21 protein-coding genes and 1 other RNA gene are annotated in these 24,858 nt (G+C 39.7%); 9 read left to right on the forward strand and 13 right to left on the reverse strand.

The features are described from left to right. The first annotated feature begins 13 nt into the window (after positions 1 to 13). Positions 14 to 394 (forward strand): diacylglycerol kinase, encoded by a 381-nt coding sequence (locus J3455_RS12575; RefSeq protein WP_130051050.1) that lies wholly within the window; start codon positions 14 to 16, stop codon positions 392 to 394. Here J3455_RS12575 and J3455_RS12580 read toward each other — a convergent pair. The 7 genes from J3455_RS12580 to J3455_RS12610 form a co-directional block, all read right to left on the reverse strand. Beyond that, positions 391 to 624 (reverse strand): hypothetical protein, encoded by a 234-nt coding sequence (locus tag J3455_RS12580; protein WP_130051049.1) that lies wholly within the window; start codon positions 622 to 624, stop codon positions 391 to 393. The genes J3455_RS12575 and J3455_RS12580 overlap by 4 nt on opposite strands. A gap of 79 nt (positions 625 to 703) precedes the next feature. After that, positions 704 to 1,447 carry a hypothetical protein gene (locus J3455_RS12585; protein ID WP_167658360.1) on the reverse strand — a complete coding sequence of 248 codons (744 nt, stop codon included), beginning with the start codon at positions 1,445 to 1,447 and terminating at the stop codon, positions 704 to 706. A 70-nt stretch (positions 1,448 to 1,517) separates the two neighbouring features. Next, positions 1,518 to 2,975: a glycoside hydrolase family 10-like protein gene (locus J3455_RS12590; RefSeq protein WP_297331112.1), complete on the reverse strand. Its 1,458-nt coding sequence runs from the start codon at positions 2,973 to 2,975 to the stop codon at positions 1,518 to 1,520. Positions 2,976 to 3,104: 129 nt separating this feature from the next. Continuing rightward, positions 3,105 to 5,723: a TonB-dependent receptor gene (locus tag J3455_RS12595; RefSeq protein WP_349561851.1), complete on the reverse strand. Its 2,619-nt coding sequence runs from the start codon at positions 5,721 to 5,723 to the stop codon at positions 3,105 to 3,107. 314 nt (positions 5,724 to 6,037) lie between these two features. Continuing rightward, complete coding sequence (locus J3455_RS12600) at positions 6,038 to 6,787, reverse strand: SIMPL domain-containing protein (protein WP_349561852.1); 750 nt, start codon at positions 6,785 to 6,787, stop codon at positions 6,038 to 6,040. A gap of 152 nt (positions 6,788 to 6,939) precedes the next feature. Continuing rightward, positions 6,940 to 7,785: an HDOD domain-containing protein gene (locus tag J3455_RS12605; RefSeq protein ID WP_349561853.1), complete on the reverse strand. Its 846-nt coding sequence runs from the start codon at positions 7,783 to 7,785 to the stop codon at positions 6,940 to 6,942. A 194-nt stretch (positions 7,786 to 7,979) separates the two neighbouring features. Further along, positions 7,980 to 8,279 (reverse strand): hypothetical protein, encoded by a 300-nt coding sequence (locus J3455_RS12610; protein ID WP_297331116.1) that lies wholly within the window; start codon positions 8,277 to 8,279, stop codon positions 7,980 to 7,982. Between the two features lie 281 nt (positions 8,280 to 8,560). On the opposite strand from J3455_RS12610, the gene J3455_RS12615 reads away from it, so the two are divergent. The 5 genes from J3455_RS12615 (at position 8,561) to J3455_RS12635 (ending at position 13,479) form a co-directional block, all read left to right on the forward strand. Further along, positions 8,561 to 10,351, forward strand: a complete 1,791-nt coding sequence (locus J3455_RS12615; protein ID WP_349561854.1) for an ATP-binding protein — start codon at positions 8,561 to 8,563, stop codon at positions 10,349 to 10,351. Between the two features lie 274 nt (positions 10,352 to 10,625). Continuing rightward, positions 10,626 to 10,826 (forward strand): hypothetical protein, encoded by a 201-nt coding sequence (locus tag J3455_RS12620; protein ID WP_130051041.1) that lies wholly within the window; start codon positions 10,626 to 10,628, stop codon positions 10,824 to 10,826. 245 nt (positions 10,827 to 11,071) lie between these two features. Next, complete coding sequence (locus J3455_RS12625; protein ID WP_349561855.1) at positions 11,072 to 12,451, forward strand: alpha-amylase family glycosyl hydrolase; 1,380 nt, start codon at positions 11,072 to 11,074, stop codon at positions 12,449 to 12,451. 418 nt (positions 12,452 to 12,869) lie between these two features. Beyond that, positions 12,870 to 13,193 carry a winged helix-turn-helix domain-containing protein gene (locus tag J3455_RS12630; protein WP_130051039.1) on the forward strand — a complete coding sequence of 108 codons (324 nt, stop codon included), beginning with the start codon at positions 12,870 to 12,872 and terminating at the stop codon, positions 13,191 to 13,193. 1 nt (position 13,194) lies between these two features. Then, positions 13,195 to 13,479 (forward strand): hypothetical protein, encoded by a 285-nt coding sequence (locus tag J3455_RS12635; RefSeq protein ID WP_130051038.1) that lies wholly within the window; start codon positions 13,195 to 13,197, stop codon positions 13,477 to 13,479. Positions 13,480 to 14,296: 817 nt separating this feature from the next. Here the strand turns inward: J3455_RS12635 and J3455_RS12640 are convergent. Next, on the reverse strand, positions 14,297 to 15,235 hold the full coding sequence (locus J3455_RS12640) for a hypothetical protein (protein ID WP_349561856.1): 939 nt from the start codon (positions 15,233 to 15,235) through the stop codon (positions 14,297 to 14,299). A 415-nt stretch (positions 15,236 to 15,650) separates the two neighbouring features. Next, positions 15,651 to 16,382 (reverse strand): hypothetical protein, encoded by a 732-nt coding sequence (locus J3455_RS12645; RefSeq protein ID WP_182758324.1) that lies wholly within the window; start codon positions 16,380 to 16,382, stop codon positions 15,651 to 15,653. Positions 16,383 to 16,541: 159 nt separating this feature from the next. On the opposite strand from J3455_RS12645, the gene J3455_RS12650 reads away from it, so the two are divergent. The 3 genes from J3455_RS12650 (at position 16,542) to J3455_RS12660 (ending at position 19,791) form a co-directional block, all read left to right on the forward strand. Beyond that, positions 16,542 to 17,093: a recombinase family protein gene (locus tag J3455_RS12650; protein WP_349561857.1), complete on the forward strand. Its 552-nt coding sequence runs from the start codon at positions 16,542 to 16,544 to the stop codon at positions 17,091 to 17,093. A gap of 6 nt (positions 17,094 to 17,099) precedes the next feature. Continuing rightward, positions 17,100 to 17,993 (forward strand): FRG domain-containing protein, encoded by an 894-nt coding sequence (locus tag J3455_RS12655; RefSeq protein WP_349561858.1) that lies wholly within the window; start codon positions 17,100 to 17,102, stop codon positions 17,991 to 17,993. 94 nt (positions 17,994 to 18,087) lie between these two features. After that, complete coding sequence (locus J3455_RS12660; protein ID WP_349561859.1) at positions 18,088 to 19,791, forward strand: hypothetical protein; 1,704 nt, start codon at positions 18,088 to 18,090, stop codon at positions 19,789 to 19,791. Between the two features lie 89 nt (positions 19,792 to 19,880). Here the strand turns inward: J3455_RS12660 and gmtX are convergent, their stop codons facing one another. From gmtX to ffs, 4 genes are all read right to left on the reverse strand, one after another. Further along, positions 19,881 to 20,519 carry a gamma-mobile-trio protein GmtX gene (gene gmtX, locus J3455_RS12665; RefSeq protein ID WP_349561860.1) on the reverse strand — a complete coding sequence of 213 codons (639 nt, stop codon included), beginning with the start codon at positions 20,517 to 20,519 and terminating at the stop codon, positions 19,881 to 19,883. Continuing rightward, positions 20,512 to 23,100, reverse strand: a complete 2,589-nt coding sequence (gene gmtZ / locus J3455_RS12670; RefSeq protein ID WP_349561861.1) for a gamma-mobile-trio integrase GmtZ — start codon at positions 23,098 to 23,100, stop codon at positions 20,512 to 20,514. The genes gmtX and gmtZ overlap by 8 nt, the downstream gene beginning before the upstream one ends. Next, positions 23,097 to 24,566 carry a gamma-mobile-trio recombinase GmtY gene (gmtY, locus tag J3455_RS12675; RefSeq protein WP_349561862.1) on the reverse strand — a complete coding sequence of 490 codons (1,470 nt, stop codon included), beginning with the start codon at positions 24,564 to 24,566 and terminating at the stop codon, positions 23,097 to 23,099. Before gmtY ends, gmtZ begins: the two co-directional genes overlap by 4 nt. A 186-nt stretch (positions 24,567 to 24,752) precedes the next feature. After that, positions 24,753 to 24,849, reverse strand: an RNA gene (gene ffs / locus J3455_RS12680) — signal recognition particle sRNA small type. Positions 24,850 to 24,858: the final 9 nt, after the last annotated feature.

Below are 24,858 nucleotides of genomic sequence, written 5' to 3' on the forward strand. Positions count from 1 at the left end.
GAGATTTCATACTATGCAATTTGATAGCACTAACAAACCCATTGGCATTAAACGTATTCGCCTAGCATTTAAAAACTCCCAACGTGCATTCACTTGGTTAGCAAAGCATGAGTCTGCTTTTAAACAAGAGCTGATACTGTTGGTCCTTGCCATAGCAGTGGTTTTTGTATGGCAAATTAACCTGTATGAGAAAATCATGCTGCTTGTATCTGTACTATTTGTGATGTTTGCTGAAGTCGTAAATACGGCAATTGAAGCCACAATAGACCGTGTAGGCCTTGAAATTCATCCATTATCAGGCCTAGCTAAAGACTTAGGATCAGCAGCCGTACTTATTGCCCTAACAATTTGTGCGCTGGTATGGGGCGGTGTGTTTGTAAACAATCTAAGTTAACTCGCTTTTTTATCATCAGGGGTGTCATTACAAAGTGCACAGTGGCGCCCTTTTGATGAATGATATAAACGGGTTGCGATAAAAATTGCCGTGGCAATAAAAGACCAAAGTAACGCAAAGCCTAATGCGCTGAGTGTCTCGTGACCTTTCAGTATTTCCACCATAAATAATAAAATAGCCACCAGCGTGAAAACTCTAGTGGCTCTTAAAACCCAAAATTTAATACCCATAACTTACTCCTTTAAATGAGACCCCTTTAAACGAGCCTCCTTTGAAAGAATGAGTGTAGTTCAAAATAAGAAAAACACCTTATAAATCCAGAACAGGCTCAGACAATATTTGTACGTTATTTTTAAATACCTCTAACAGCCCCGGCGGTGAGTGTTCAGTACCAAGTACGGTAACATGACATACATAACGATAACCGTTATTAGTAAAGGTATAAAAATGATTTCCGCCACTGCCATCAAAGCTTAGAGTGCCCCCTGTGATCACAAGGCTTGGCTCATCTTGCATAGATTGATCTATTTCCCATGCTGCATAGCGGTACTGATTATCAGCAAGCTCATCGATACGAATTAAGTGCTTTTTAGTTTGCCACGTTAATATCGGTTTTGTAAATTCACGAAGGCTTTTATGTAATGCTTGTTTTTGCTCGTCAATCAGTGCTTCGCGTCGTGCTTTTTCTGCCTCTGATTCATAAGGCACAGCCCAAATAGAGCCATCAAAGTCTAACCAAAATTTGCCTGAATCAAACATAATGCCGCGCCACCCCATCATTTCCCAGTCGTGGCGAATATTTGAATTCACGATTTTTTCGACAAACTCTTTATCAAAAATTTGCTCAAACTTTTCTATAAGCATTTGCTCATTTTCAATTGCTTGCAGAGGCGCTTTGCGCTGCAGAGGATAATGCACTCGCTTGGCGATTGCAGCTCTATCACCCGCTTTAAACGCCGCAACCACAGGTTTTACAATTTTTATATGTTTTGTTGCGGCTGTTGTTGAAAAAGAGATAAGGCAACCGAACAAAATTACCGCGAAAGACTTCATATGCCTACTTTAAAATTTAAAAACCTGATTATTCAAAGCGTAACAAATTTTTGTATATACAGTACAGGTGCTATTTCATTAACAACTCAATCTCAGCGCTTTGATTACCAAGCCTATCAATTGCAATTATCTTCATTGCCTCTAATGGTCGTTGTCCATAAGAAGCTGCAACAGAGAACGTACTCTCATCACTTGAGTAAATATGATAGTGCCACTGCTGCGCATATTTTAGATAGACAAGTAACTCAGACACTTGATCTGAATCTGGGTGTGTCCAAGTCAAATGAACATCGTCACCATCATATTTAACATCAACTTTAACAGCTGCTATTACTGACGCATCTAGCCAAGGAGTTTCTGGAATTAAGGCTTGATGTTGAAATACGCCTTTAGTAATCACATCACTCATCAATTGACTGCCTTCAAGCGCTGTAACATTCCAAAAAACTGTACCGGGTGAAGTTGATAAAAACCCACGATTTATCATAATTTGATTGACGACCTCATCAACACCAGCCTCATCAAATGAACGCAATGCATTAATGCCAGGCCATAAATGTCGCCCATGAGTGTTTTGTGATTGCCACCAGCTTAATAAGAGCGGGTAGCTTTGTGCATATTGATTAATTGGCCAATAAAGTTGCGGTGAAAAATAATCAAGCCAGCCTTCGTTAAGCCACAGCTTTGCATCAGCAAACAAGGTGTCATATTGATCCATACCACGAATAGTTTCAGGTTCATCAGGCCTATATATACCAAATGGGCTTATCCCAACAAGAACATGAGGCTTTGTTTGTTTAACTAATTTGTATAAGCTTTTCACAAAATGATTTACTGCTTCACGGCGCCAATCACCGATAGATAACTCACCACCTGCTTCTAAATACTGACTGTATTGTTTAGCATCAGGAAAACCTTCATCGTTATTGTAAGAAGGATATGGGTAAAAGTAGTCATCATAGTGAATACCATCTAAATCATAGTTTTCTACAAGTTCCGTTAATACACTTAAAGTATGCGACACTACAGCTTGATCTGTAGGCAAAAACCAATAGGTCTCATTTTTTAGTTTCACTACTTTATCCGTCATTTTTTCAACAACTGAATGCTCTGAAACGGGGCCTCCAATGTGGTGATGAGCGCGGTATGGGTTTATCCATGCATGTAACTTTAAGCCTCGTTTATGTGCTTGTTCTATCCAAAATTTTAAAGGATCATAAAACGGTTCAGGTGCTTTTCCCTGCTTTCCAGTAAGATAATAAGACCATGGTTCATTCGTACTTTGATATAAACTGTCTGCTTGCGGTCTAACCTGAAAAATAACGGTATTGAAGTTATGTTGTTTTAGTAAATTAAGGATTTTAATTGCTTGTTGTTTTTGCTCAGCAACAGATAATCCAGGCTCTGATGGCCAATTAATGTTTGCAACGGTTGCTACCCATGCAGCACGAAACTCTCTTGCAACCTGAGGTTGCTGGATAGTGCCAAAAAACTGCTTTTCAATGTTCGTAGCCTCTTGTTTTTGCATAAAAACACACGCATTCAAAGCAAAGCAGATGAACAATAATAATAAATGTTTAAAATACACTGTATACCTCACAAAAAAGGCACAACAAAAACTTGTTGTGCCTACATGAATCTAATTCAAATAAGAAAATTAGAACTTCATTTGCGCGCCGACCAAGAAACGACGACCATAATCATGAATAGCTAAAGGGCGATTAGCATCTGGCATACCGGTGCTATTACCTGAAGTCGCTTTTTGCTCTTCATTTGTTAAGTTAATAGCTTGGAAAATAAGATTAAAATCTTCAGAAACATTGTAGCTTATATTCAAATCATACTGACCAAAACCATCTTTATACTGATTTAAACCAAGATAATTTGTATAAAAATATTCTGAACGATAGGTATAAGAAACACGCGCACTGAAAGCTGTATTTTCGTAGTAAACAGTTGCGTTGAAGGTATCTTCTGAATTGTTAGGTAACACAGCCTCTTCACCCGCAGCTTTTTGCTCTGCAGTTTGCTCTAGCTCAGCATCTGAATAAGTGTAGTTAGTTTGAATGCCAAACCCATACATTAGCTTTTGCGTATAGTTCACTTCAAAGCCGGAATTCTCACCACCTAGCCCGTTTTGCGGTTGAGTCACTAAGAAATCACGAACCTCTTCAACGCCAGTATCAGGGTCTGTCCATGTCCACTGCTTTTCAACAGTGGTATTGGTAATATACGAATCAATGTCTTTATAAAAATAAGCTAATGACAATATTGATGACTCATTAAAGTACCACTCAGCTGATAAATCATATTGAGTTGAACGATAAGGTTTTAAATCTGGATTGCCTTGTGAGCCTTTACAACCTGTTGCCGCTGCACAGTAGCCACTTTTACGCGCTGATAAAAAATCGTAGTCAGGACGAGACATTACTTTAGCTGCAGCAAAGCGAAGCACAACATCATCCGTAAAGTCATAGTTAATATTTACACTTGGTAAAAAGTCATCGTAGCTATTTGAACTATACACATCTTGAATATTTTCAGGCGCAAAACTACGTCCTGTGTATTCAACTGAACGAGAGTCAAGCTCTGTTTTAACTGCACGTACGCCCATATTACCGCGCCACTTATTGTGCTCGAACACAGCTTTGACGTATCCAGCCGTAACGGTTTCTTCTAGATCGAAGGTGTAGTCAAGGTGCTCATAAGGACCTGAAGTAGGACTTGTTGACGAAATCCAGTCTGCATATTGGTTATTATCAAACTGCCATAAAATGCCGTCACTAGCAGAATCACTTGCAAACATACCCAAATTAAAATTTTCACCTGCTGCTGAGACTTTTGGATAATTGGCTTTCATTAAACTGGCTGCTTTTGTATGCTCACGGTATTTTACACCCGCTTTAATTGCAGTGAAAAAACCAGTATCTAATAAATATTCAACATCAAATTGTGCATAAAGCTCATCAGAATCGTTGAATATATCATTTTTATGGTTGTAATCTAATCGATAATCTTCAGGGCTTAAATCTGCAGATAAAGTTACATCAGGCGTGCCGTTTTCTAATGTAAATGATGCATTTGTATTGGCGTAATACTCAGAATACACATCACTCACCTCACCATCCGCTTTACTATAACCAAATTGACCTGTAAGAGTGTAATCATCGGCTTTAAAAGTCACTTTTAAGTCATGCGCTTGAGTTTTAAATTCACCGCGATATCCCGCATTACCATAATAACCCAAGTTATTGTGTGCTGGTAAATCACCTGCGACAACCGTACCATCAACAATCACTGGGTTCTCAATATTAGCAATATTCTGTAAGATAAAACCGCTTGAATACGTGCCATATGATTCATGTTCTGACTTTGAATATAAGTTATTGAAAACAAATTCAAGATTATCATTAGCTGCGTATTGGAATGTCGCTGTTGCGGTATCTAAATCACTATCACTTGCGTAGCGGTTGTAACCCACTGCCCCTGGATAAAATTCTGCATTCCCATCTTGGTTGGCATCTGTGCTGCGATATCCAAAACGTACTTCTTTACTATCACGCTGCGTTGCCGTTTCTTTGTGGACAAAACCAACATTAAACCCAAAATCTTGGGCTTCATTTTTCCATGAATATAAACCAGACACGTATGGCTTAGTTTCATCTGCGTTTTCAAAATGAAATGCTTTTACTGAAAGCGCAGCATAGTTAGCTTCACTATCAAGCGGTTTACGTGTTTTTACTACAACAGTGCCGCCAATTGAACCCTCATCAATGTCAGCTTCAGCAGACTTATAAACCTCTAGAGTATCGACCATTTCTGCTGGTAATAATGAGTAATTAAAACCACGCGACGGGCGTGTAATTGATGCCGAAGCCGTTGCAGAAGCCACGTTTTGGCCATTTAACAGCGTTATATTTAAATGAGGTGCTGTACCACGAATACTCACTCGATCGCTTTCACCGCCTAAGTCTTTCTCTACTTGCACGCCTGGAATACGCTGTAGTGCATCAGCAACTGTTTGATCAGGAAATTTACCGATGTCTTCGGCAGAAACCGCATCAACAACGCTGTTTGAAAAACGTTTCATGTTGATACTTTTCTCAACTGACGCCGCATAGCCGCGTACTTCGATCTGCTCTATATCCTCTTTTGTAATTTTATTTTTTCCATCTTCTTGAGCAGCTGCAAAGGCAGTCGTACATGTTCCTAACACAAGTGTTGGGAGCAATGCTTTTTTAATACAAACAGTTAGCGTGGAGAATTTTTTATTCATGGAAATGTAACCCTATCGTTTTTAAAAAGTGAGAGATTTTGTGACTACAAACTACATAAATGCTCTTTTGAACAACAACTGGTAACAACTTTATTGCTACATTGCGGCTACAATAGTAGCAACGCCGCACAAAATCAAGATATTTTATTCTTAATTATAAAGCAAGATGAAATATAAAATTCCTAAAAAACATCCAAAAACACCCCTAAAAAAGACAATAAAAACACCCCATTAAAATCAATTATTTGAATTTATAATAAAAATAAGCACTTATAATTAAACCAGTACCTAATAAGCATTCTTAAAAGAAAGAATTATTCTAACAACAAATCAAACACAACATTGACACTTGCTCTGAAGGTAATCGACTCTTGTAAATACTTACCTTCTGGGACTGCATTAATACGTGAGCCCGTTACCATAATTTGTTCAATATTGTTGTTGCTACCATAGCCGAAGTGACTACCTACCTCTTGCGATTGAATACTATACACTCGACCAAGTTTCGCTTCGAATGCGCTAGCAAGGCTGCTCCCCTGTTGTTTGGCATTCACTACTGCCTTATTCAGAGCGACTTGCTCGTAGTCTGAGGCTTTCGTTGATAAAAGTTGAATTTGCTCGATTTGATTGACACCCACTTTATGCTCGATTTGATTGACACCCACTTTAAGAGCAAAGTTTAAGAAACCATCCAAAAGAGAGAGTTGTTTAAGGCTGACTTTGAGCTTACGCGTGGCTCGAAAACCATCTTTAGCTAGGTTATCGTTTTCGTCATAACGCATATTGGGCTCAACAAATATCCGCCCCGTAGAGATACTTTTTTCGTCTATAGAAAAATTGCTTAATCCCGCAAGAAGTTTGTTCACTTGCGTATCGACTTGCTGCTTCGCTTGCAAACTTTCAGCTTTTACAGATTCAAACTCTAACGTGATATTAGCCATATCGGGAGCAGTACGCACAACAGCCTCACCTTTAACAACGATGTGGCGATTATCTGGTAAACTCGTTGCAGTCATCACAGAACTGGTACATAAAACCAATAGTAACAAAGATTTAAGCATCATAATCTCTCCCTAGAAAAAGTTATGATGCCTTGCTACGGTATGAAAGTGTAGTAATACTATGCTTTAATGAAGTGTAAAAAAACCAAAGTTAGCAAGTCTGCACTCGCTACCGCATCGAAGTTAATATGAGAGGAAATAAAACCTAAGCAGCTTTAGCTCGCCATCGCATTGTCGACGTAATCTTCGACCATATCTGCAAAATCTTGGTCAACAATGCCAAGTTCAGATAAGCATTGCTCTTTAATTTTAAACCACTCGCTTGAATACTGTTGGAGGCGCGCATAGTCCACAGCACTCTCTGCGCACTTTAAAATGGCATACGCCATACGCTGCTGCTCATCATTGCTTTGCTCTAAAAAGTGCGTGTTGTGATGATTTAAAATAACGTGACATAGTGGCTTAGGTAGGTGCCAAGATACCGATATAAAGTAGCCAATCACCGCATGGTCACACTGATAACGTGCTTGTTCAAGGTCTGTAATTGCGAGCTCTTTGGCTAGGTTTGCTTGCTTGAGTACCTCAACATAATCTCTAAATTTTAATGCCATAGCAGCAATACCTACATTATGAAAAAGCCCTAATGAATAAAGCTCATCCACTGGCATTAAAGACTTATAACGATTACCCAGTAACACACAGGCATTTGCAACTTCAACCGATTCATCCCAAAAGCGCTCTAAGCTAATACAAGCATTGCCTTTAAAGTTTTGCTTTAGTAGAGCCAAAGTTACCAGCCGATTAAGCTGATCTAACCCTAAAAACATCGCCGCTTGGCGTATATCACTTATGGTGCGTTGTAAGCCAAACACGGGGCTGTTGATTGTTTTTAATAATAAGGCCGAAAGGCTAATGTCACGTGATATTAAATTGGCTACTTTATCTAAGCTTGCATCAGATTTTTGCATTTCTTCAGCAATTTGGCTCAATAGCTCAGGTTTAGGTGGAATATGAAAACCGCGTTCGAGTGAAACTAGGTGTTGTTCATCTAAGTTGATCATTTGCCCAAGAGCCTCCGTTAATAAGCAACGAGCAATTTAATAGTTTAGATGTGTAAAATAACCTAAGAAGTTTGCCTTAGTATTGTTTGAGATCAATGTGTTGCGAAGAAAGGGAATTAATTCATAAAAAGCTAACACGGCATATTATGACACGTTGCTATAATATGCCGTCTTTTTGAAGGTTTGCGGTTTGCTTAGTGAGCAAGTACGCTTAGCCAGTCATCAGGGTTTGCTAAAATGAACTCAAATACATCCTTGTTATTTAGAGTAATGCGAATTCCATCTGCTGTGATTGGCAAAATACCCGCACCTTTACCTGAACACTTATCAACGTTATTGATTTGCGCTCGTGAAAATCTGTATGGGCCTAAGCCTAACTCTTTATTAAACGGTTCAAAAACAATGTCTTGTTCAGTAACTAAAAGCTTACCATCCGCTTTTGCGACACCCGATTGAATAGTTGCTGCTGATTCTTTGACTGTGTGTGCGTGCATATCCTTTACTCCACTTAACAAATGAGTGTTAGCCTACACTCAATTAAACCTTAAAATAGCGTACCAACTTAAAATACAACAAGTACGAAAAAAGTACAGTTAAATCAATTAATTTCAAATCATTATTTTACAAAGGGCTTTTGAACACGTTAGATTACTTTTCCTTTGTTTAGGGCTTTTAATATTTTCATAAAAAAGCCGTCACAGCTTTACCCTTTCTTATGTGAACAAATAAAAATGCGCTATGCTTAGAATAACAACAGGATAGGTGCCGTAAACTGATGATAAAAGCGTTGCAGCAAACTAAAAACAAGTTAAAAGTAAATGCCATTATCATGATTGCATTAGTAGCTTCGCTTACTGTTACCTCTTTATTCTTTTACAGAAATGTTGACTCACAATGGCATGACTATTCAAAAACCGCCGCTAACATTTATGTACTTCACGACAAGCTCATTCAAAGACTTGGTTATGGTGGCTTTATTCACCATTTTAAAAACCTAGTGCTTAGAAAAAATACAGATCTATACCTACCGCCCATTGAACAGGAACTCATCGAAATAAAAGAGATCCTTGCCAAACTTGGTGCAATCAAAGAATACGATAAAACAGCACTTAGTGACGTTAAAAAAACGGTTATTGAATATGAAGACAAAGTCGATATTGTTTTAAAGATGATTACTAACGGCGCTACAAGCGAGCAAATAGACTCTACAGTAAAAGTGGATGACGCAGCCGCTTTAAAGGCACTTGCCGCTTTTGAGCAACATGTAAACTCGATACTCCAAAATAAAAGCATCGCTATTGATGAAAACTTTCAAATTGCTTACATCGTGCATGTGCTAACAATCATATTGCTCACCAACATATTGCTTATTTACTTTAGAAAGCTTTCAAACTCTTATAAACAACAGATTGAGCTCACTGAGCGTGCGGTAGAAGGAGCGAGAATAAAATCAGAGTTTTTAGCAAATATGAGCCATGAAATACGCACCCCACTTAATGGCATAATGGGGCTTTTACAAATTTTGCAGCCGAACATTCAAAAACCGAAAAATATTGAAGTTGTTTCTAAGGCGCTGTTTTCTTGTCGATCACTCCTTACCATTATCAACGATATTTTAGACTTTTCGAAAATGGAGGCGAACGAGCTTTATATTGAACAGGTGGATTTTTCGATGTCGAAGGTCGTTGAGTCGATCAATTCTGATTTTCTGCCGCTTTGTAACGAAAAAGCAATTGAATTAAACATAGATATAGACGATGACGTTGAAGATTTATGGATAGGAGACCCAGTTCGGGTTCGACAAATTATTTTAAACCTGGTTTCTAACGCCGTTAAATTTACCGAGCAAGGTGGCGTGCAAGTAAAGATTAATAAATCTTCGCAAATCCAAAAGCAAGGTGTTGAGATAGAAGTGATTGATACCGGCATTGGTATGAGCAAAGAGGGTTTAATGCACCTGTTTAACCGTTTTCAGCAAGCCGATAACAGCATAACGCGGCGTTTTGGCGGGACAGGATTAGGAATGTCGATCACCGCTAATCTCATTAACCGTATGAACGGCCGTATTGATGTAGACAGCGCACTCGGTAAAGGCACCCATTTCACGGTTTATTTACCACTCAAAGTCTCTGAAAAGCAACACTTAAATGATAGCTTTACTGATGTAACCGCACCTGATTTATCGGCTAAAACCTTATTAATTGCTGAAGATAACCCGCTCAATACTATGATCATCAAGTCGATGCTAGCAGAAACCAACGCAGATCTTCATTTTGCAAAAGATGGTGCTGAAGCAGTCGAGTTATTTAAACAACTTAACCCCATTTTAGTTTTAATGGATATACAAATGCCAATTATGGGGGGGATAGAAGCCTGCTCCCATATTCGTAGTATTGATAAAGAGATTCCCGTTATTGCCTTGACTGCCAACGTGATGAAAGAAAATATAATCGAATACATGAACTGTGGTTTTAATGGCCACGTAGGCAAACCCATTGAAAAGCATTTACTATTTAAAGCGCTGCATGATGCAATTGCAGTTAGCCGCGATGAGCTCATTGACTAAGCTTTTATAGTACAGCGATAACCCTCTGATTTTTAATTTCTTATAAATATACCAATTTTTAAAAGCGTAACTTATTACATATTTTCAATGAGTTATATTTGTAGATTACTACTAACTCCCTCTCTTATAGCGCTGTACAAATATCATTCGATATTAATTGACTTAGCTAAAAAGATCCCCCATAGTCGAAAAAACCATCAGTACACATTAGACCAAATTATAAAACCAAGTAGCAAACTAATTGCTATAAACAAAAATGTGGAGGAGATGCGTTATGAACCGTAAGTCAAAATTAATCTACCGTATTATGTTGGCCTCTAAGCTTCATAGCCGTAATAAAGAGATATCACTCGATACATTAAAACAAGGCTGTTGTCTAAGTGACTCTGAATTACTAACCATTTTAAAAGAGCTAGAAATTAAAAAACTGATCAGCTGGGATGCCAGTAAATCTGCTTTTATGATTTCAGCCTAGCTCAGCATATTTAAACGACAGCTTGGCTATGCATTGCTGTCGTTTTAACATATACCCGACCCGGTTTAATCATTTAAGTTTTTACCTTCCTAGCCCTTTAAATACACCTTTGAAAGATGAACTTAATCGATTACGTAAATATACTGTGAATACGTATGTATAAATTTGTTACACACAAACCTTGGGTATATATTTATCAGACTGTTTGTTAGTACACACAATTTAAATTGACAACAAGGTCTGACATGAATTCACTTCTTACCAAAAGCTTGCTTATATTTACACTGAGCTTACTCGCTGCATGTTCACAAACCACAAGTACAAAAAGTGCCTATGAACCAGAAACCTATGTAAAAATAACTCATCCTGAATGGTCAAAAAATGCGGTACTTTATCAATTAAATACTCGCCAATTTACTCCAGAAGGAACCTTTATTGCAGCACAGCAACAGCTGCCTCGCTTAAAAGCATTAGGTGTAGATATTATTTGGCTCATGCCCATTAACCCTATTGGCGAAGAAAATCGCAAGGGCAGTTTAGGTAGCCCTTATTCTGTAAAAGATTACCGTAAAGTAAACCCTGAATTTGGCACATTAAATGATCTAAAAGCCTTTGTTGATAAAGCTCATGAAATGGGTATGTATGTTATTTTAGATTGGGTAGCGAATCACAGTGCCTGGGATAATTGGCTTCGCTATGAGCACCCTGATTGGTACGAGCGTGATTATCAAGGAAACTTTAGGCCAACGCCTTGGTGGGATTGGTCTGACATTATCGATTTTGATTATTCAAAGCCAGCGCTGCGTAAGTATATGACTGAATCAATGAAATACTGGGTAAAAGAAGTAGGTATTGATGGCTATCGCTGTGATGTGGCAGGCTTTGTACCCGTCGACTTTTGGAATAACGTTCGCCGTGAGCTTGATGAAATAAAGCCTGTTTTAATGCTGGCTGAGTGGGAATCTCGTGATTTACATGCTAAAGCATTCGATATGACTTACGCTTGGTCATGGTCTAAGCATATGCATAATATCGTAAATGCTCATGCCGATGTCAGCGCTCTCTTCCTTTATTATTCATGGAATGAAAGTGCATTCCCGGCCGAGGCGTACCGCCTTGTAGGTGTTGCAAATCACGACACCAATGCATGGGAAGGCACCATGTTCGAAAACTACGGCGATGCACTTGAAGCTGTAATTACACTTTCTGTGATTGGCGAAGGTTTCCCGATGATTTATAACGGTCAAGAAGCTGGCAACGATAAACGACTCGCCTTTTTCGAACGCGACCCAATAAAGTGGCAAAAGCACCCTATCGGTGATTTATACCAATCGCTATTTGCACTCAAACATAACAATGAAGCCCTGTGGAATGGTCAATTTGGCGGCCGCATGGTACATGTACCAAACACCGCACCTAAGCAGGTGCTTAGCTTTGTTCGTGCAAAAGGAAACGATAAAGTATTTGCCGTATTCAATCTTTCAAAAGAGCCTAAAACTGTCAGCTTTAAAGAGCCGTTGTTTACAGGAAAATATAAAGAAGTACTTTCTAAAGAAATAGTTGAGTTTACTGAAAGCTCAACACTAACCCTGCCTGCTTGGGGGTTTAAAGTATTCGCGAAATAACAATTTTGAGTGCACTTAAGAGAGCATGAATTCCTTTATCAATTCTTATAAAAAAGGTGCCACTGCACCTTTTTTTATTATTAAGTATAGAAATAGTTTAGTAAAAGCAATGGCGCTAATACGACTGTCTAACGCTAGATTAGGCCAGTTATCTGCTATTTTTTTCATTTCTAGATCGAGTAACCACCGCGCCAAAATTGATACTTTTTCATTAATAAATTTTCATTTCATACTACTCATCTTTAAAGTTTGAAAATCTCAATATTTTAAATAAACATTGTAATTTCATAACCTTAAGAATTTAGCGGTTTAGTAATTTAATCGTTTAGTAATTTAATATTTTTAATGGTTTTAATACTTTTAATAATTATTGATATGACAATTAAACCAAGTACCATATTTGGATACGGAGGATAAGATGAAATCAGAACACTCAGGAACCAGCCAAGCTCCAATCAAAAACAAACCTCTTATTTTTGATTACGGAAGCCTGACTATTTATGGAAAAAAATACAGAGTCAGCCCTGCCACATTTAGGGTTTTTGAGGTTCTTTATCGGAATATTGGAAAAACAGTTAATAGGTACGAATTACTAAGGATTGGTTGGCCAGAACAGAAAGCTGTTATTGGCAATGTAAATGTTTCAATTTATCAGTTAAGAATTATCTTGAATGACACCAGCTACATTATTGAAAGTGTGAGAGGAGTCGGTTTCAAGTTAATAAATATAAGGAGAGAATAAAATGAACGTATTGGACAAGAATATAGATGAGTCTATTGTTAACTTAATACTTGTTATTGACTCTTTACCACGTCTCAACTTCGCGAGAAATAACCGAGCATCTATTTCAGAGCTCTCCAGCAAACTACTTCTCGCAGGCCTAGATAACACATCACTTGAAGACAAAATAAACTTTATTAAGCTCAGCTCTACTTTTCTTAATGATGCAATGCATCATAACGACACTGAAGAAAAAGCATTAAATAGAGAAGAAATTGATTACATAAACTATGTAACAAGTAACTAAAATGATAATACTCAAAAAAAACAAATTAAGAATTATCAATCATTCTTTAGCACTTTCGTTGTTAACATTGGTGCTGTTTTACGTCGACTTTAAGCTCTTCATTTTGAGCCTGACATTCTTAATTTTATTCATCGTTTTCTGTTTCATTTCAAGATTAGAAAAGTATAGACAAGGGCTATACTTTTCATTCTTATCATTTGAATCTTACATTAATTCTGAAAGAGTTCTTGAAAGAAGGTTACCTTTCTACACTTACTATTGGGACAATAAAGCATTCCCAATTCACTTAAGTTTTAGGGAGCATTAAGGCGCTCACTATACACCTGCCTAACACCCATTGTGCCACCATTGAACATGCATAAATACAAGCAGCAGTTTGACCTATTTTAAGAACTCTAGACTCCTCACTTATCAAAAACCATACAAAAATTAATTCTGTCAAATTGCACTGCAAGCCTAACGAACCGCATTAAGGCATAAGCAACAATACCATCCAAATACTATTGCACATAAACACGGCACCGCGTCTTGGACTGAAAAAGCCAAGCATCTAGAGCAATTAAAATAAAATCAGATAAATATTGGATTACAACAGAGTATTAAAACTTGAAAAAGATAATGAAAATAAAGAAAGTCACCCATGTTGTTTGAAGCATAAGTTAAATTTATAGTGGAAAGTGTACTAAATTCATAATAGTAATGTAAAACAATAATATACGGTAGTAAAATATTAGTAGTGAGGGCGTTCAGAATTCAGTGTTAGTTTACCTTTCAGGCTTGTACTAACCAGCTATTTTGCGCCCTTTAAATTACAACTCTACAGATTTTGGTTAGCAATTTTTCCAGTAAAGCCAGAGACTAAAGCCAATGACTTTTTATTTTGGCTGGCATGCCTATACATACAAGCAGAACGCCCAAAGCCTAACGAAGGCTCCTTCTCTTCACGAGGAAAAAATGCACTAGAGTTATATTCAAATAAAATGCCAGCTACATTGCGACCTGCATTTTTGGTGGATACATGTTCCTGCTCTTTAGCGAAATCCGTAATTGCTCTTTGTATTTCCATATCATATAAATGCACATTACTAGTTGCGGCTACTGTACCTTCAGGCAAAAGTACATCAGTCACGTCCAATGCTATCAAACCATACTTGTTTTTTCGATTCGCACCAATGCGTGTATCAATCTGACTTGATGCTTTTTTAATACGAGAGGCTAATTTCTTTATGGACTTGATACGTTTACACTCTACGTACAACTTATCCTTACCTATATTGACAACAACATCACAGTCATCTGTTAAATCAACTTCATATCCCCCCTTGAGAAACCTAGAGGCAATATTCAGTTCAAACGCGAAGTCTCGTGCAGGGTCATCATTTTCCCCCTTTGCATTCTTCTTGATTGCTTCGGCCCGCAAGCTCTTACCTGACATAACATGCTTGATACGATCTTTTAAACCATCGTGCTTACCATCTTTAAAAGTGTTCCATAAACGGATAATCTGACATGCCTCGGTCGCAGCTTGCATAAAATGATAAAAATCATCAATTAAGTCCTGTTCCGTTGGTACTTTAGCTCCAGGGTTAACAAAAGTTTTTAGCAAACGTTCATAGTCTCCCATTCGAGTACTTTTATACGGAAAACCCAGCTCTTCGGATAGCCATTTACACGATTCTGAAAATTCTATTCGACGATCCTTAAACTCTCCTTCATATATTGCCGTTTTACTTATTTCCAACATTGAAATGCTCATATATCTCCGAACTCAAGTAATTGTTAATGCCGGAATAAACGGCGAGGAATTGTAGACTACGATAAATGACGAAGGAGCGTAAGCCTACAGTTTTTGCATCCACAGTTTTATAAATGCTAAATGTACTTAGGTCGATAGGTGACCAGCAGCGTAGCCGACCCCAGTAGCCCAAGTTGTTTCGAACATTGAACTGAAAAGAATACGAGCACGAGCTTTTAATGTTTTTGCCATAGACACCTCCTTAAATTTGCCTGCCGTGGTTGATAGGACCATTTGGATACTTGCATATCGAATAAGCACAAAAATAAGGGCTACGGAGCCAACAAACGCCCAAGGAATCGAACCTTGGCCTACCTCCCCCATCAGCCTAAGTACACTCTTTTAAGAGCTATTTAAAAACACATATCTAAATAAATTAAGACTTTACTTTATTTTCCATATTCTGCAACCTATTCACTATCCACCTATAGCTGCATGGCTTTAGCTCAACTAAATCAGCCTCACGTCTTTCTGCATTAAGCGTATCAAGCTGTTCAAGAAACTGGTCATACACCTTCTGGTACCTCATCACGGTATGCGTGCGCAGGTATTCGTTTATCACTTCATCAATGAGATCATGGACTTCTTGAGGCAGTTGCTTGGTTCGGTTGCCTTTGGCCTTATGTTTGGGCATCAGTGCGTGTTTATCCCAGCCGCTTTCCACAAAGGCTTTGTTCCAATAGGCTAGCGTGCGCCATGACGGTGGGCCACTGTCGTTTATCTCCGCCGCCTTTTGCGCAATATACGGGGTTAACCATTTCTCGGTATAGGCTGGAACGCTTTGTTCAATTGCGCCTTGCACATACCTATAACGTCGCTGCATTTCTTTTTTTGATGCAACATCTTCCGCAGTTTCTGCTTTAGGCTTTTTAACGGTACTGAGTGGTTTAAAGGTTAGCTTGGTTGGTAGCTCACGCCGCGCAATGGTTCTAAGCTGACCGTTTGAAACCAGTTGTTCAAGTTTTGGCTTTGCAAAATTAAACCGCCCACCGCTTTCAATATCCGTCAACACCACATCACTACCCGCAATGCTTTCAACCGCAAAGTAGGAGCATGAATGCTCCGATAGGCGTTTAACTAAAATCAGGTCGGGGTTTTGCAAGTCCATTATGGTGGCATTTCCTAAAACGACGGTAAAGCACAAGTTCAAATAGCGTATACCCTAATTGAACATCACCAAAACAGACTAAAAGTGTTCATTTAGGGTGGTTTAAGGCGTTAGTACGCACTATGTTTATTTAGTCTAGATGCTAAATGAACAATTGCCATGAGTAAGATTGGATATGCACGAGTTTCGACCACGGTTCAGTCTTTAGATTTACAAGTAGCCAAACTTGAGGAAACTGGTTGTGACAAGGTGTTTACCGATATGGCATCAGCGTCGAATACCAAACGCGATGGGTTTCAAGCCCTACTTGACTACCTTCATGCTGGTGACAACTTAATTGTGACTCGAGTCGACCGTATCGCTCGTTCCGTTCTCGACTTACAAACCTTAGTAAACCACCTAAAATCCAACGATATTCAGCTACAAGCGCTAGAACAACCCATCTCAACCGATTCAGCCTCGGGCAAAGCCTTTTTAGATATGCTTGCCGTGTTCGCAGAGTTTGAACTCAATATCAGAAAAGAGCGGCAGCTAGAGGGCATTGCAGCCGCTAAAAAAGCGGGTAAATACAAAGGCCGTAAGCCAATATCCGACGAAGTAAAACTTGATATCCATCGTCTACACAAGCAAAATCAACCTATTACAACAATCGCTAGAGAGTTAAATATCTCTCGAAATACGGTTTATAAAGCCATCAGATCAAAAAAGTAGCTTTGATTGGCAGACATTCATAAGGAAAATGTAGTGATTTCAAGTGTGGGGCAATTCTTAGATCTGATAGCAGACCATGATATCGATTTTTGGTACCGAGGTGTTGGTGATCTCAACTTCAAACCCAGTTCACAAGTTGAATGGCGTGGGCTAGATAAGGCGAAAGAAGACACTGTTGCATACAGGTTTCTCCGTGATTACGGCAAATACTCAGAAACAGAGAGCCACAACCCATGGAAAGTATACGCTTTAATGCAGCACCATGGTCTGCCAACTAGACTACTAGACTGGTCACGTTCGCCTCTGGTCGCATTGTTCTTCGCCGTTACCCAAGAGCCTTTATCTGAGAAAGGTCACAGGGCAATATGGGTTCTTGATCCACACTCTCTAAATAAACTAGTGACAGGATTGAATTTGATATATTGCCCTTCGCAAATGGGCAACAGAAGAGTTTTTAACGCTCATGAAGTAGGAAACCCTGACTATATCGCTGAAGGAGGTTTGTTATGGTCTAACTTTGCAAAAAGCGGTGACGAAACAACTGATATTGAATCGTACTCTTTAGATGAGTATTTACCATATCCCCTCTTTTTGCTTTCACCATCAAATTCTTTAAAGTCATTTACTTGGGAATATCCGCTGGCAATTGAAGCTAGCTCTTTAGATGGTAGAATGGATTTGCAGCACAGTGCCTTTACGATTCATGGCAATAATAATGAACCATTAGATACGTTTTTAAAAAGGCACAACCGAAGCGATATTTTGAAATGTATACATATTGAAAAAGGGGCTGAACAAGCAATTCTAGCTCAGCTAAGCAAATGTGGGATCAATAGAGAAAGTATCTTTCGTGATTTGGATTCCCTGTGCAAAAGAATTATTTCTGATGTTTTATTTTAAGTCAGGAACTGCTTTTTCAAACTGGCTTAGTCTAACACTCACAATATACCAGAAAAATCAAAAGCTTATACAATGAGAAACGAACGGTGTCATTATGCTACAAATCAATTCAGGGAAGCTGTTTAAAAATGAAGTAGAATATAGAAATAACTTGAGAGGTATGATCTATACAAACCTTCGGTTTCCGAGAGATGTTATAGTAGAAACAGCAGCTGGCAAACTCCTTCCTGCCATAACAGCAGATTCTACAAACGCGCTAGTATATGAGTTAGAGGAGTTGATTGAGAAAAGGGGAGAACAGCGAGGTATTTTAGTTTCGCATTCAATTACTCCCTATGCGTTAGATTTCTCCGTTATAATATCTTTTGCTTTAAATTGTACGGCCTCCCCAAGCAACTTTTTAGTGGAAAGGTTGCTTTCTGAACGCCCAAACCTTTCTACTAGGACAGCTCCAAAAAGTATAGTGAAACGAACTTTTGATTCGAATATATATTGCACTAACGAAGATATTTCACATTTTACTTGCCTAGTATCAAAGCTTATAGGCATGAAAAGGAAGAGTTATCTAAGCATAATGAAATCATTAAGGTCATACGTGACAGGAATGCAGCGTATAAGTGATGATCTTGAACTTGCTTATACTTTGATCGTCGCATCTATTGAATCTTTGGCTCAGGAATTTGATGGGCACGTCGCTGCGTGGGAAGATTATGACCAATCAAAGAGAAGTAAAATAGACAAAGCTCTCAAAGATGCTTGTCCAGAAGTGTCAAAAAATGTTCAAAACGCTATTTTAGAAATAAACCATACTTCTCTAGGCCGCAGGTTTAAAGATTTTTCACTATCTTATACTAAGCCTTCATTTTATCGCTTATTAGAAGCAGAGCAAGCTCTCGCTCCAATAACCTCCTTCGATTTATCAGCTTCTTTATCAAATGCTTATCAAGCTCGCTCGCAGTATATCCATAATTTAAGAAAGCTACCCAGTGAGGTTACTTCTTCAACTCCATTTGCTGAAACCTGCATGGTAAACAATAAGCCATGGATGACGATTCAAGGGCTCTCCAGGCTTGCTCGACACGTGATAACTGAGTTTATTATGAGCCAATCAACAATTGAGCATGAAGACTATGATTACGATCTAGAGCGTGCAGGAGTAGTTCTTCTTCCCTTGGCATCGCAATATTGGATTGGAAATCCCGTTAACTATGAGAATAATGGAACAAAAAAACTAGGAGCATTTCTAACTCAATATGTATCGTATTTAAGACAGTCACCTGATGCGATTGTCACTGATTTGAAAGAGCTGCTCTTAGTTGTCGAAAAGAAAATCTCTGAAATGCACAAAGATGACAAGCGCGCTTATGCGACACTTTACATACTTTATAACTGTTTTGTTGGTACCAACGATAGAATGGCTAACGCGGAGCGCAATTGCTCTGGTTTTGACAAATATATTCCAGAAGATTCTATCGAGTCATTAATTATTTCGTGCCTTTTAGATCATAAGCCTGATATAGGTTTAGATGTATACTACAAAACCCTCATGGAATACTTTAAAACTAGAAATAACAAGCTGACATTAAGAGTTCCAAGCATTATTGAGGCTATATTAGTCTTAGAGCTAGCTGAGTTATATCGCCAATCAGAGCAGATGCAACAAGCAAAGAAAATGATATCTATTGCCGTTGAATGTATGCCAGGAAATTCGCAGTTACTAAACCTTGAACACAATTTCATATCTATTGATAATTATGTAATTAACTGGAAAAACATTTTATTTCCTGCAAACGAATAGGAGGGTTAAGTTGTACCAGATTCAAACGAGTTCATCGCCCATTCTACACCACAGTATTACTTTGTAGCTCTTTTAGAAAGAAAACAGAATTAAACCATCTTCCTCAACCCATTCACGTACCCGCGCTTATAAATCTCATTCCCGTCAGCATCTTTGACTTGGCCAGTTGGCATAACTTCCCAGCTTTGCTTGTTAAAAAACGCATAAGAAATTGCGGCTTGGATGGCTTCAACTTCCAGCGGTACCAGTTGTTTGTTTTCAAGTGTGGTGTTGGTTTTATCGCCTTTGGTTCTGTCTATAAATAAGTCAGAGTTGGCTTTTAGTGTATTGAGTTGGTCACGGTATTTGTTTCGTTCAGCAATCAAAGAGCCTACTACGGCTCTAATCACAGGGTCGTCGATGGCATCCAGAATATGTTGGTCGTTGCTGTTCAAAAGCTGTTTTTGGCGCACTGAGAGCGGCTTTTTACACGTTGTGCCTGCATAGGTTGCCCAAGCCTCAATTAATTGCTGAAAGTGCTTGCCTGTGCGATTACGGATGGTTTGTGTTGATGGACCGCCTTGTTCTTTTGACAACCGTCCGATCGTTGCCATAGAAAAGTCGAGAGGCGTTATCTTACTTTGTTGCTCAAGCACTGCATTCAATACCGTTAAAGCATTGGCGGTTCTTGCGGTGGCGCTTGCGCATAGCTCTTGCAGCACTAGGGTTGGGTCAACTGGATTAGCCATTTTTCTTCACTCCTAAAGTGGCTGTTGCCATGCTTGCTAATGTTCTGATGCTAATGCCTGTGTTACTTTCAATCGCTTGTACACCTTGCTCGAGCAGGCCTGCGTCTTTCAAGTAAGCTTCAGTATCAAGGTAAGTTGAAAGCATTATCATGGCTTTGCTTTTGTCTGGTTCTTTAGTGGCATTTAGCATGGCATTGACCATCACATTGCCAAGCTTAAGCTGCGCTTCGTCGTCGAGCTGCATCAGGATTGGTTGGTAGCCCATGCGCATTAGCATGGTGTTTAGCATGTTTGATCTGTGATTAATGGCCGTGGTTTTCTTTAAGTCATCTTTTAAGTCTGCAAATACCTCTGCGTCATCGCAGATTTGGATCAGCTGCCTAAACTCAGATTTCGTGTCTAAAAAGCTAAAGAATGGTGATATGTCTTGTGCCGAGCCAAGCGCAATCACTTTGTCTTTGCGGTCGTGTTCTTCCCGATTTTGCTCAATACTTAGCACCTTACGGATCACCTGAAAACACGCTACTAAGTCTTTGCAGTATTCATCGGCTTCGGATTTTTGTCGCTCAATACGCCTGTCTATGCTGTTTAGTTGGTCGCGCTTGCTAAATGGGGTGCCATTTACTTCACAAAAGTATTCTTCATCCAACAAACTAGATTGCTCGCCCTCAAGTTCCGCAGCAATTTTAGCCGCTTCTGTGGCGTGATAACTTAGGTTGTTAAAGTGAGCCGTAAGCGATTGAATATAGCGGATGCTGGTAATAAACCAGCGACAGCGAATACAGTTTTCAATCCCATGGGGTACTGGCGCGTGTAAGTCGGCTTGGTTTCGATTCGCTTTTTTGAGCTTATCTCCGCCATTCCAGCACCCAGCAATTGAAGCATGTTCAACCAAGGGCGAGGTGTTGCCTCCTGCTAAACAAATGCCTATCGACTTTTCTTGCCACCCAGCAGGGTTACGCACTCTCAATGCGGTTTGTAGCGATTCAATGTCTTTAAACGCGGCTTGCAGGCCGATTTCTTCAATGGATTTATTGGCCAAGAATGACCGCAAGCTATCGTCTTCTTTGTCAATTATTTTGCCTTCGGCCTCGCGCATTTTCTTGGCCATCATCACAGGCGTGAGCTTGGTGTAGTGCAAAGTCATGATCAAACGACTGTGGCCAACCAACAGCTTTGACAATATTGGTGTGGGTATTTCCCCCTCAATGGCGTAGCAAGTGATCAAAGAGACGCGTAATGCATGCAAAGGAAATAGCGGCCTTCTGGCATTTTTAGGGTCTACAAAATGCACTTTGGCACCATCTCTTAAAGTATGCTCTTTTTTCGCCACATCGTGCTCGAGTTGGGCAAGCAAAGCCACCCAAAGCGCGTTAACATAACCATCTGTAATTGGCATGCACCGTTCGCGCTTACGATACGCAGCGGCATTGCGAAACAAAAAGCAAATATCACCAATTTCACTGCGCTGAATTTTGGTTTTAGTGCTACCAAAGTGCTTGTAATCTAAGTCGTTAATTGACGTGGGCTTGTTGATTGGGTTGTACTTTTCTTGCCAGTTTCTGAGCTTTTCAAGCCAATACAACACCTCTTCGTGTTGCCACGGGATCACGTACCCCCGAGTTATTTCGTCTTTGTTTCTATCTGCGGTTTTATTGGTGTTTATGTACATGCCCGTCATCACATCACCAATATCTGGCGTAATAATGCGGTGGAATACCCCTTTTTGCCATGGGCGCTTATCGCTGCCTTCAGCAAAAGGGTGTTGCTCATTCATTTGCCACTCACCATTGCTGTAACGCCATGTATCAGCCTCGCCTGAGTCCAGCATTCGTACTTGAAAGGTTCGCAAAGGTAATTGCAATTTAAGATACAAAGCCATCGCACGAACAGGTGACCAAATTAAGTAAATACTGTCGCCCTTCTCTAAGGTTCTAAGTGCACCATCTACTCTTATTTGCCGCTGTTTATCTAGTGTGTGTTTTTGCCAAACACAATCAGGGTCTGCTTTGTCTATCACCGACTCATCAACCAAAATCCAGTCTTTTAAAAAGCGAGCGTTGGTGAAGAAGATCTCACTGTAGTCGATGGCCCACTTCCATTGCTTAAAGTGACCCCGAGGCGCGGGGCATAATATGCTGCGCTGTGGCTTAATATAAGCGTAGGGTAAAGCGTTGTAGACAGTCTCCTGCCTTCTTACAGGGCTTTGCTCTTTATCAAAGGGGTTTTGAAATAGCGGCACAGGATCGCCATTATCATCTGGCTCTGAGTAGTAGGTATCAATTATCCAATCAATAAAGCGGCATACATCGTTGTTTTGCCTAACACGGTAGCCTTCGTTCAGCTCAAACGACATAAGAAATTTGTTGTAGTCTTGATCTGCCAGTGTAAAAAGCTCAATGGGGTCGATAATAAATCGCGGTACCAAGTATTCGTCTAAAAAGCGTGAAATAGCTGCGCGTGAGTGGTCAATGCCGTATTGCTTTTGTTCAAGCCAAGCAGAGGCCAACTCCCGCCATGTTTCCCAACCTGAGCCGTTTTTCTTTATAAACCAATTGAACTCATAATCCTGTGTTTTCATGGTTTATATCTCCTTAATTTAGGGTACTTACCGCTAAATAGCCCATCTGGATCAATATCTTCAAAGCCCGATTCCATCACGTTTTGCCAGCTCACGCTGACGTCTTCTTTAAACTCGGCATAGTGTTGACCATCAAGGTTTTTTGACGCTCTTTCACATGCCAACGTCACATCTCTAATACTGGGTTGGGTATATACGGCTTGTGATAACAACGAAGCATGGTGGAGTGCCTTTTTGATCAGCCTTGGATCAATGCCCGCGCTCGACATGCGTCTGCCATAAGCATGACGGTGGGCATGCGGGGTTCGTCCTTCGGGTTTTGACACAACAAGGTTGATGCGAGCCATGGCCGCTTTATTACTTTGGTTAAACGCGTTTAGGGTGAGTGATTGGCCTTCCTGCGCTTGCGAAAAAGACACAAATGCGTAAGGGTGCATTCTTGGCAACGGTAATAGGTAAAGTAAGTATTGCTGCCACAACTTGGCAAATAGCTCACCGTAAAAGGCAGGAAACCAGTGCAGTTGAATGTAGTTTTCGTCATCATCAACTACTTTGGTTTTCCAGCCAATTCGGCCGGTACCCGTCATGCGGTTACGAGGAATTAGGTTGAAGTTCTCAGACAAATACGCTGCGCGTGTTTTTTGTCGTTTGCGGCCAGTCCAATTATTTGGTGCTCTGCCATCTTCAGGATGATACAAGCGCACTATTATACCGCTTGGGTTTTCTGGGTCGTAAAACACATCATCTACCCAAAGGTGCAAAGCATCACTTTCCCGTACACCGGTGCCATGCATCAGCAGCACAATAAGCTGATCACGCAGTGCCACGCGCTTATCTCTGGCTTTGCCTAAACCTTGGATAAAAAAGGGTTTAAAGAGCTTTTCTGGAAATGAAATGGCATCACCGTCAACCTTTAGCACATCCTTTTTGCCACGTACTTTGCGCACGGTTTTAAGCACACTAGGTAAAGGGTTACTTTTGATATGGCCTAAAAAGTTGTACTGGTTACGTTTGTACCATGCAGCATAGTTAAGGCGTTCTTGATGAGAGCTGGCTTGTTCAATTGGGTTTAAGCTGGTTGTATTTCTGTTATTGGCGAGCCAATCCGTTAAGCCATTTAGCGCAGATAAAAGTTGATTTACGTTTGCTGTAGAACGAGGTAGCCAGTATAAACCCGATGGGTCATTCCCTTCTGGGCTAATGGTACCCAACGATAAACGCATTACAAATGATTGAAATAATTTACTAGAGTCTGAAAATAACCCTGTGTTGGCTTCCATGTACTCGAGTAACAGTTGGCAAGCAAACGTAATGCGATTCATCCATGGCAAACTTTTAATGTGCGACTGGCTTATAACGTAATCAAGTAAGGGATCGAATACACCAAATTCGCTAAGCAACACAGGTACTTCAATCAATAAGCCTGAATTATCTGTTTTAACTTGCGCAAGAACTTTGACTAACACGTAACTAAACCAATTAGTGCTGAGGAGTTTTAGTAGATTAGTATAAGAAGTACTATTGATCTAATGAACTGAGATCTAGTTTTTAATTGGATTTATAAGGGAATTAGTATGTTTTAGTATACTTTTGAGTGCTATTAATAAAACTTATACTTCAAACAACAACCCAAGTAGGATTTTGGGTGGCAGTCTTACCAGCCGCATCTCGGCACACACGTCACACGCTGTGGCTGCTCCCTTCCGGGCCTGACCAGGTTCACCTGCTAGTGTTGCGAGAGGACCAATAAGACTACCA

The organism is Pseudoalteromonas sp. NFXS39, assembly GCF_040148775.1.
GTDB classification, from domain to species: Bacteria; Pseudomonadota; Gammaproteobacteria; order Enterobacterales; family Alteromonadaceae; genus Pseudoalteromonas; species Pseudoalteromonas apostichopi.

What these genes read in the sequence shown, in the direction of transcription:
- J3455_RS12590 (WP_297331112.1), bottom strand. Translation starts at nt 2,975, where the DNA reads ATGCAAAAACAAGAGGCTACGAACATTGAAAAGCAGTTTTTTGGCACT.
- J3455_RS12595 (WP_349561851.1), bottom strand. Translation starts at nt 5,723, where the DNA reads ATGAATAAAAAATTCTCCACGCTAACTGTTTGTATTAAAAAAGCATTG.
- J3455_RS12605 (WP_349561853.1), bottom strand. Translation starts at nt 7,785, where the DNA reads ATGATCAACTTAGATGAACAACACCTAGTTTCACTCGAACGCGGTTTT.
- J3455_RS12585 (WP_167658360.1), bottom strand. Translation starts at nt 1,447, where the DNA reads ATGAAGTCTTTCGCGGTAATTTTGTTCGGTTGCCTTATCTCTTTTTCA.
- gmtX (WP_349561860.1), bottom strand. Translation starts at nt 20,519, where the DNA reads ATGGCTAATCCAGTTGACCCAACCCTAGTGCTGCAAGAGCTATGCGCA.
- J3455_RS12610 (WP_297331116.1), bottom strand. Translation starts at nt 8,279, where the DNA reads ATGCACGCACACACAGTCAAAGAATCAGCAGCAACTATTCAATCGGGT.
- J3455_RS12640 (WP_349561856.1), bottom strand. Translation starts at nt 15,235, where the DNA reads ATGAGCATTTCAATGTTGGAAATAAGTAAAACGGCAATATATGAAGGA.
- J3455_RS12645 (WP_182758324.1), bottom strand. Translation starts at nt 16,382, where the DNA reads ATGGACTTGCAAAACCCCGACCTGATTTTAGTTAAACGCCTATCGGAG.
- J3455_RS12575 (WP_130051050.1), top strand. Translation starts at nt 14, where the DNA reads ATGCAATTTGATAGCACTAACAAACCCATTGGCATTAAACGTATTCGC.
- gmtZ (WP_349561861.1), bottom strand. Translation starts at nt 23,100, where the DNA reads ATGAAAACACAGGATTATGAGTTCAATTGGTTTATAAAGAAAAACGGC.
- J3455_RS12580 (WP_130051049.1), bottom strand. Translation starts at nt 624, where the DNA reads ATGGGTATTAAATTTTGGGTTTTAAGAGCCACTAGAGTTTTCACGCTG.
- J3455_RS12650 (WP_349561857.1), top strand. Translation starts at nt 16,542, where the DNA reads ATGAGTAAGATTGGATATGCACGAGTTTCGACCACGGTTCAGTCTTTA.
- J3455_RS12625 (WP_349561855.1), top strand. Translation starts at nt 11,072, where the DNA reads ATGAATTCACTTCTTACCAAAAGCTTGCTTATATTTACACTGAGCTTA.
- J3455_RS12630 (WP_130051039.1), top strand. Translation starts at nt 12,870, where the DNA reads ATGAAATCAGAACACTCAGGAACCAGCCAAGCTCCAATCAAAAACAAA.
- J3455_RS12615 (WP_349561854.1), top strand. Translation starts at nt 8,561, where the DNA reads ATGATAAAAGCGTTGCAGCAAACTAAAAACAAGTTAAAAGTAAATGCC.
- J3455_RS12635 (WP_130051038.1), top strand. Translation starts at nt 13,195, where the DNA reads ATGAACGTATTGGACAAGAATATAGATGAGTCTATTGTTAACTTAATA.
- J3455_RS12600 (WP_349561852.1), bottom strand. Translation starts at nt 6,787, where the DNA reads ATGATGCTTAAATCTTTGTTACTATTGGTTTTATGTACCAGTTCTGTG.
- J3455_RS12660 (WP_349561859.1), top strand. Translation starts at nt 18,088, where the DNA reads ATGCTACAAATCAATTCAGGGAAGCTGTTTAAAAATGAAGTAGAATAT.
- J3455_RS12620 (WP_130051041.1), top strand. Translation starts at nt 10,626, where the DNA reads ATGAACCGTAAGTCAAAATTAATCTACCGTATTATGTTGGCCTCTAAG.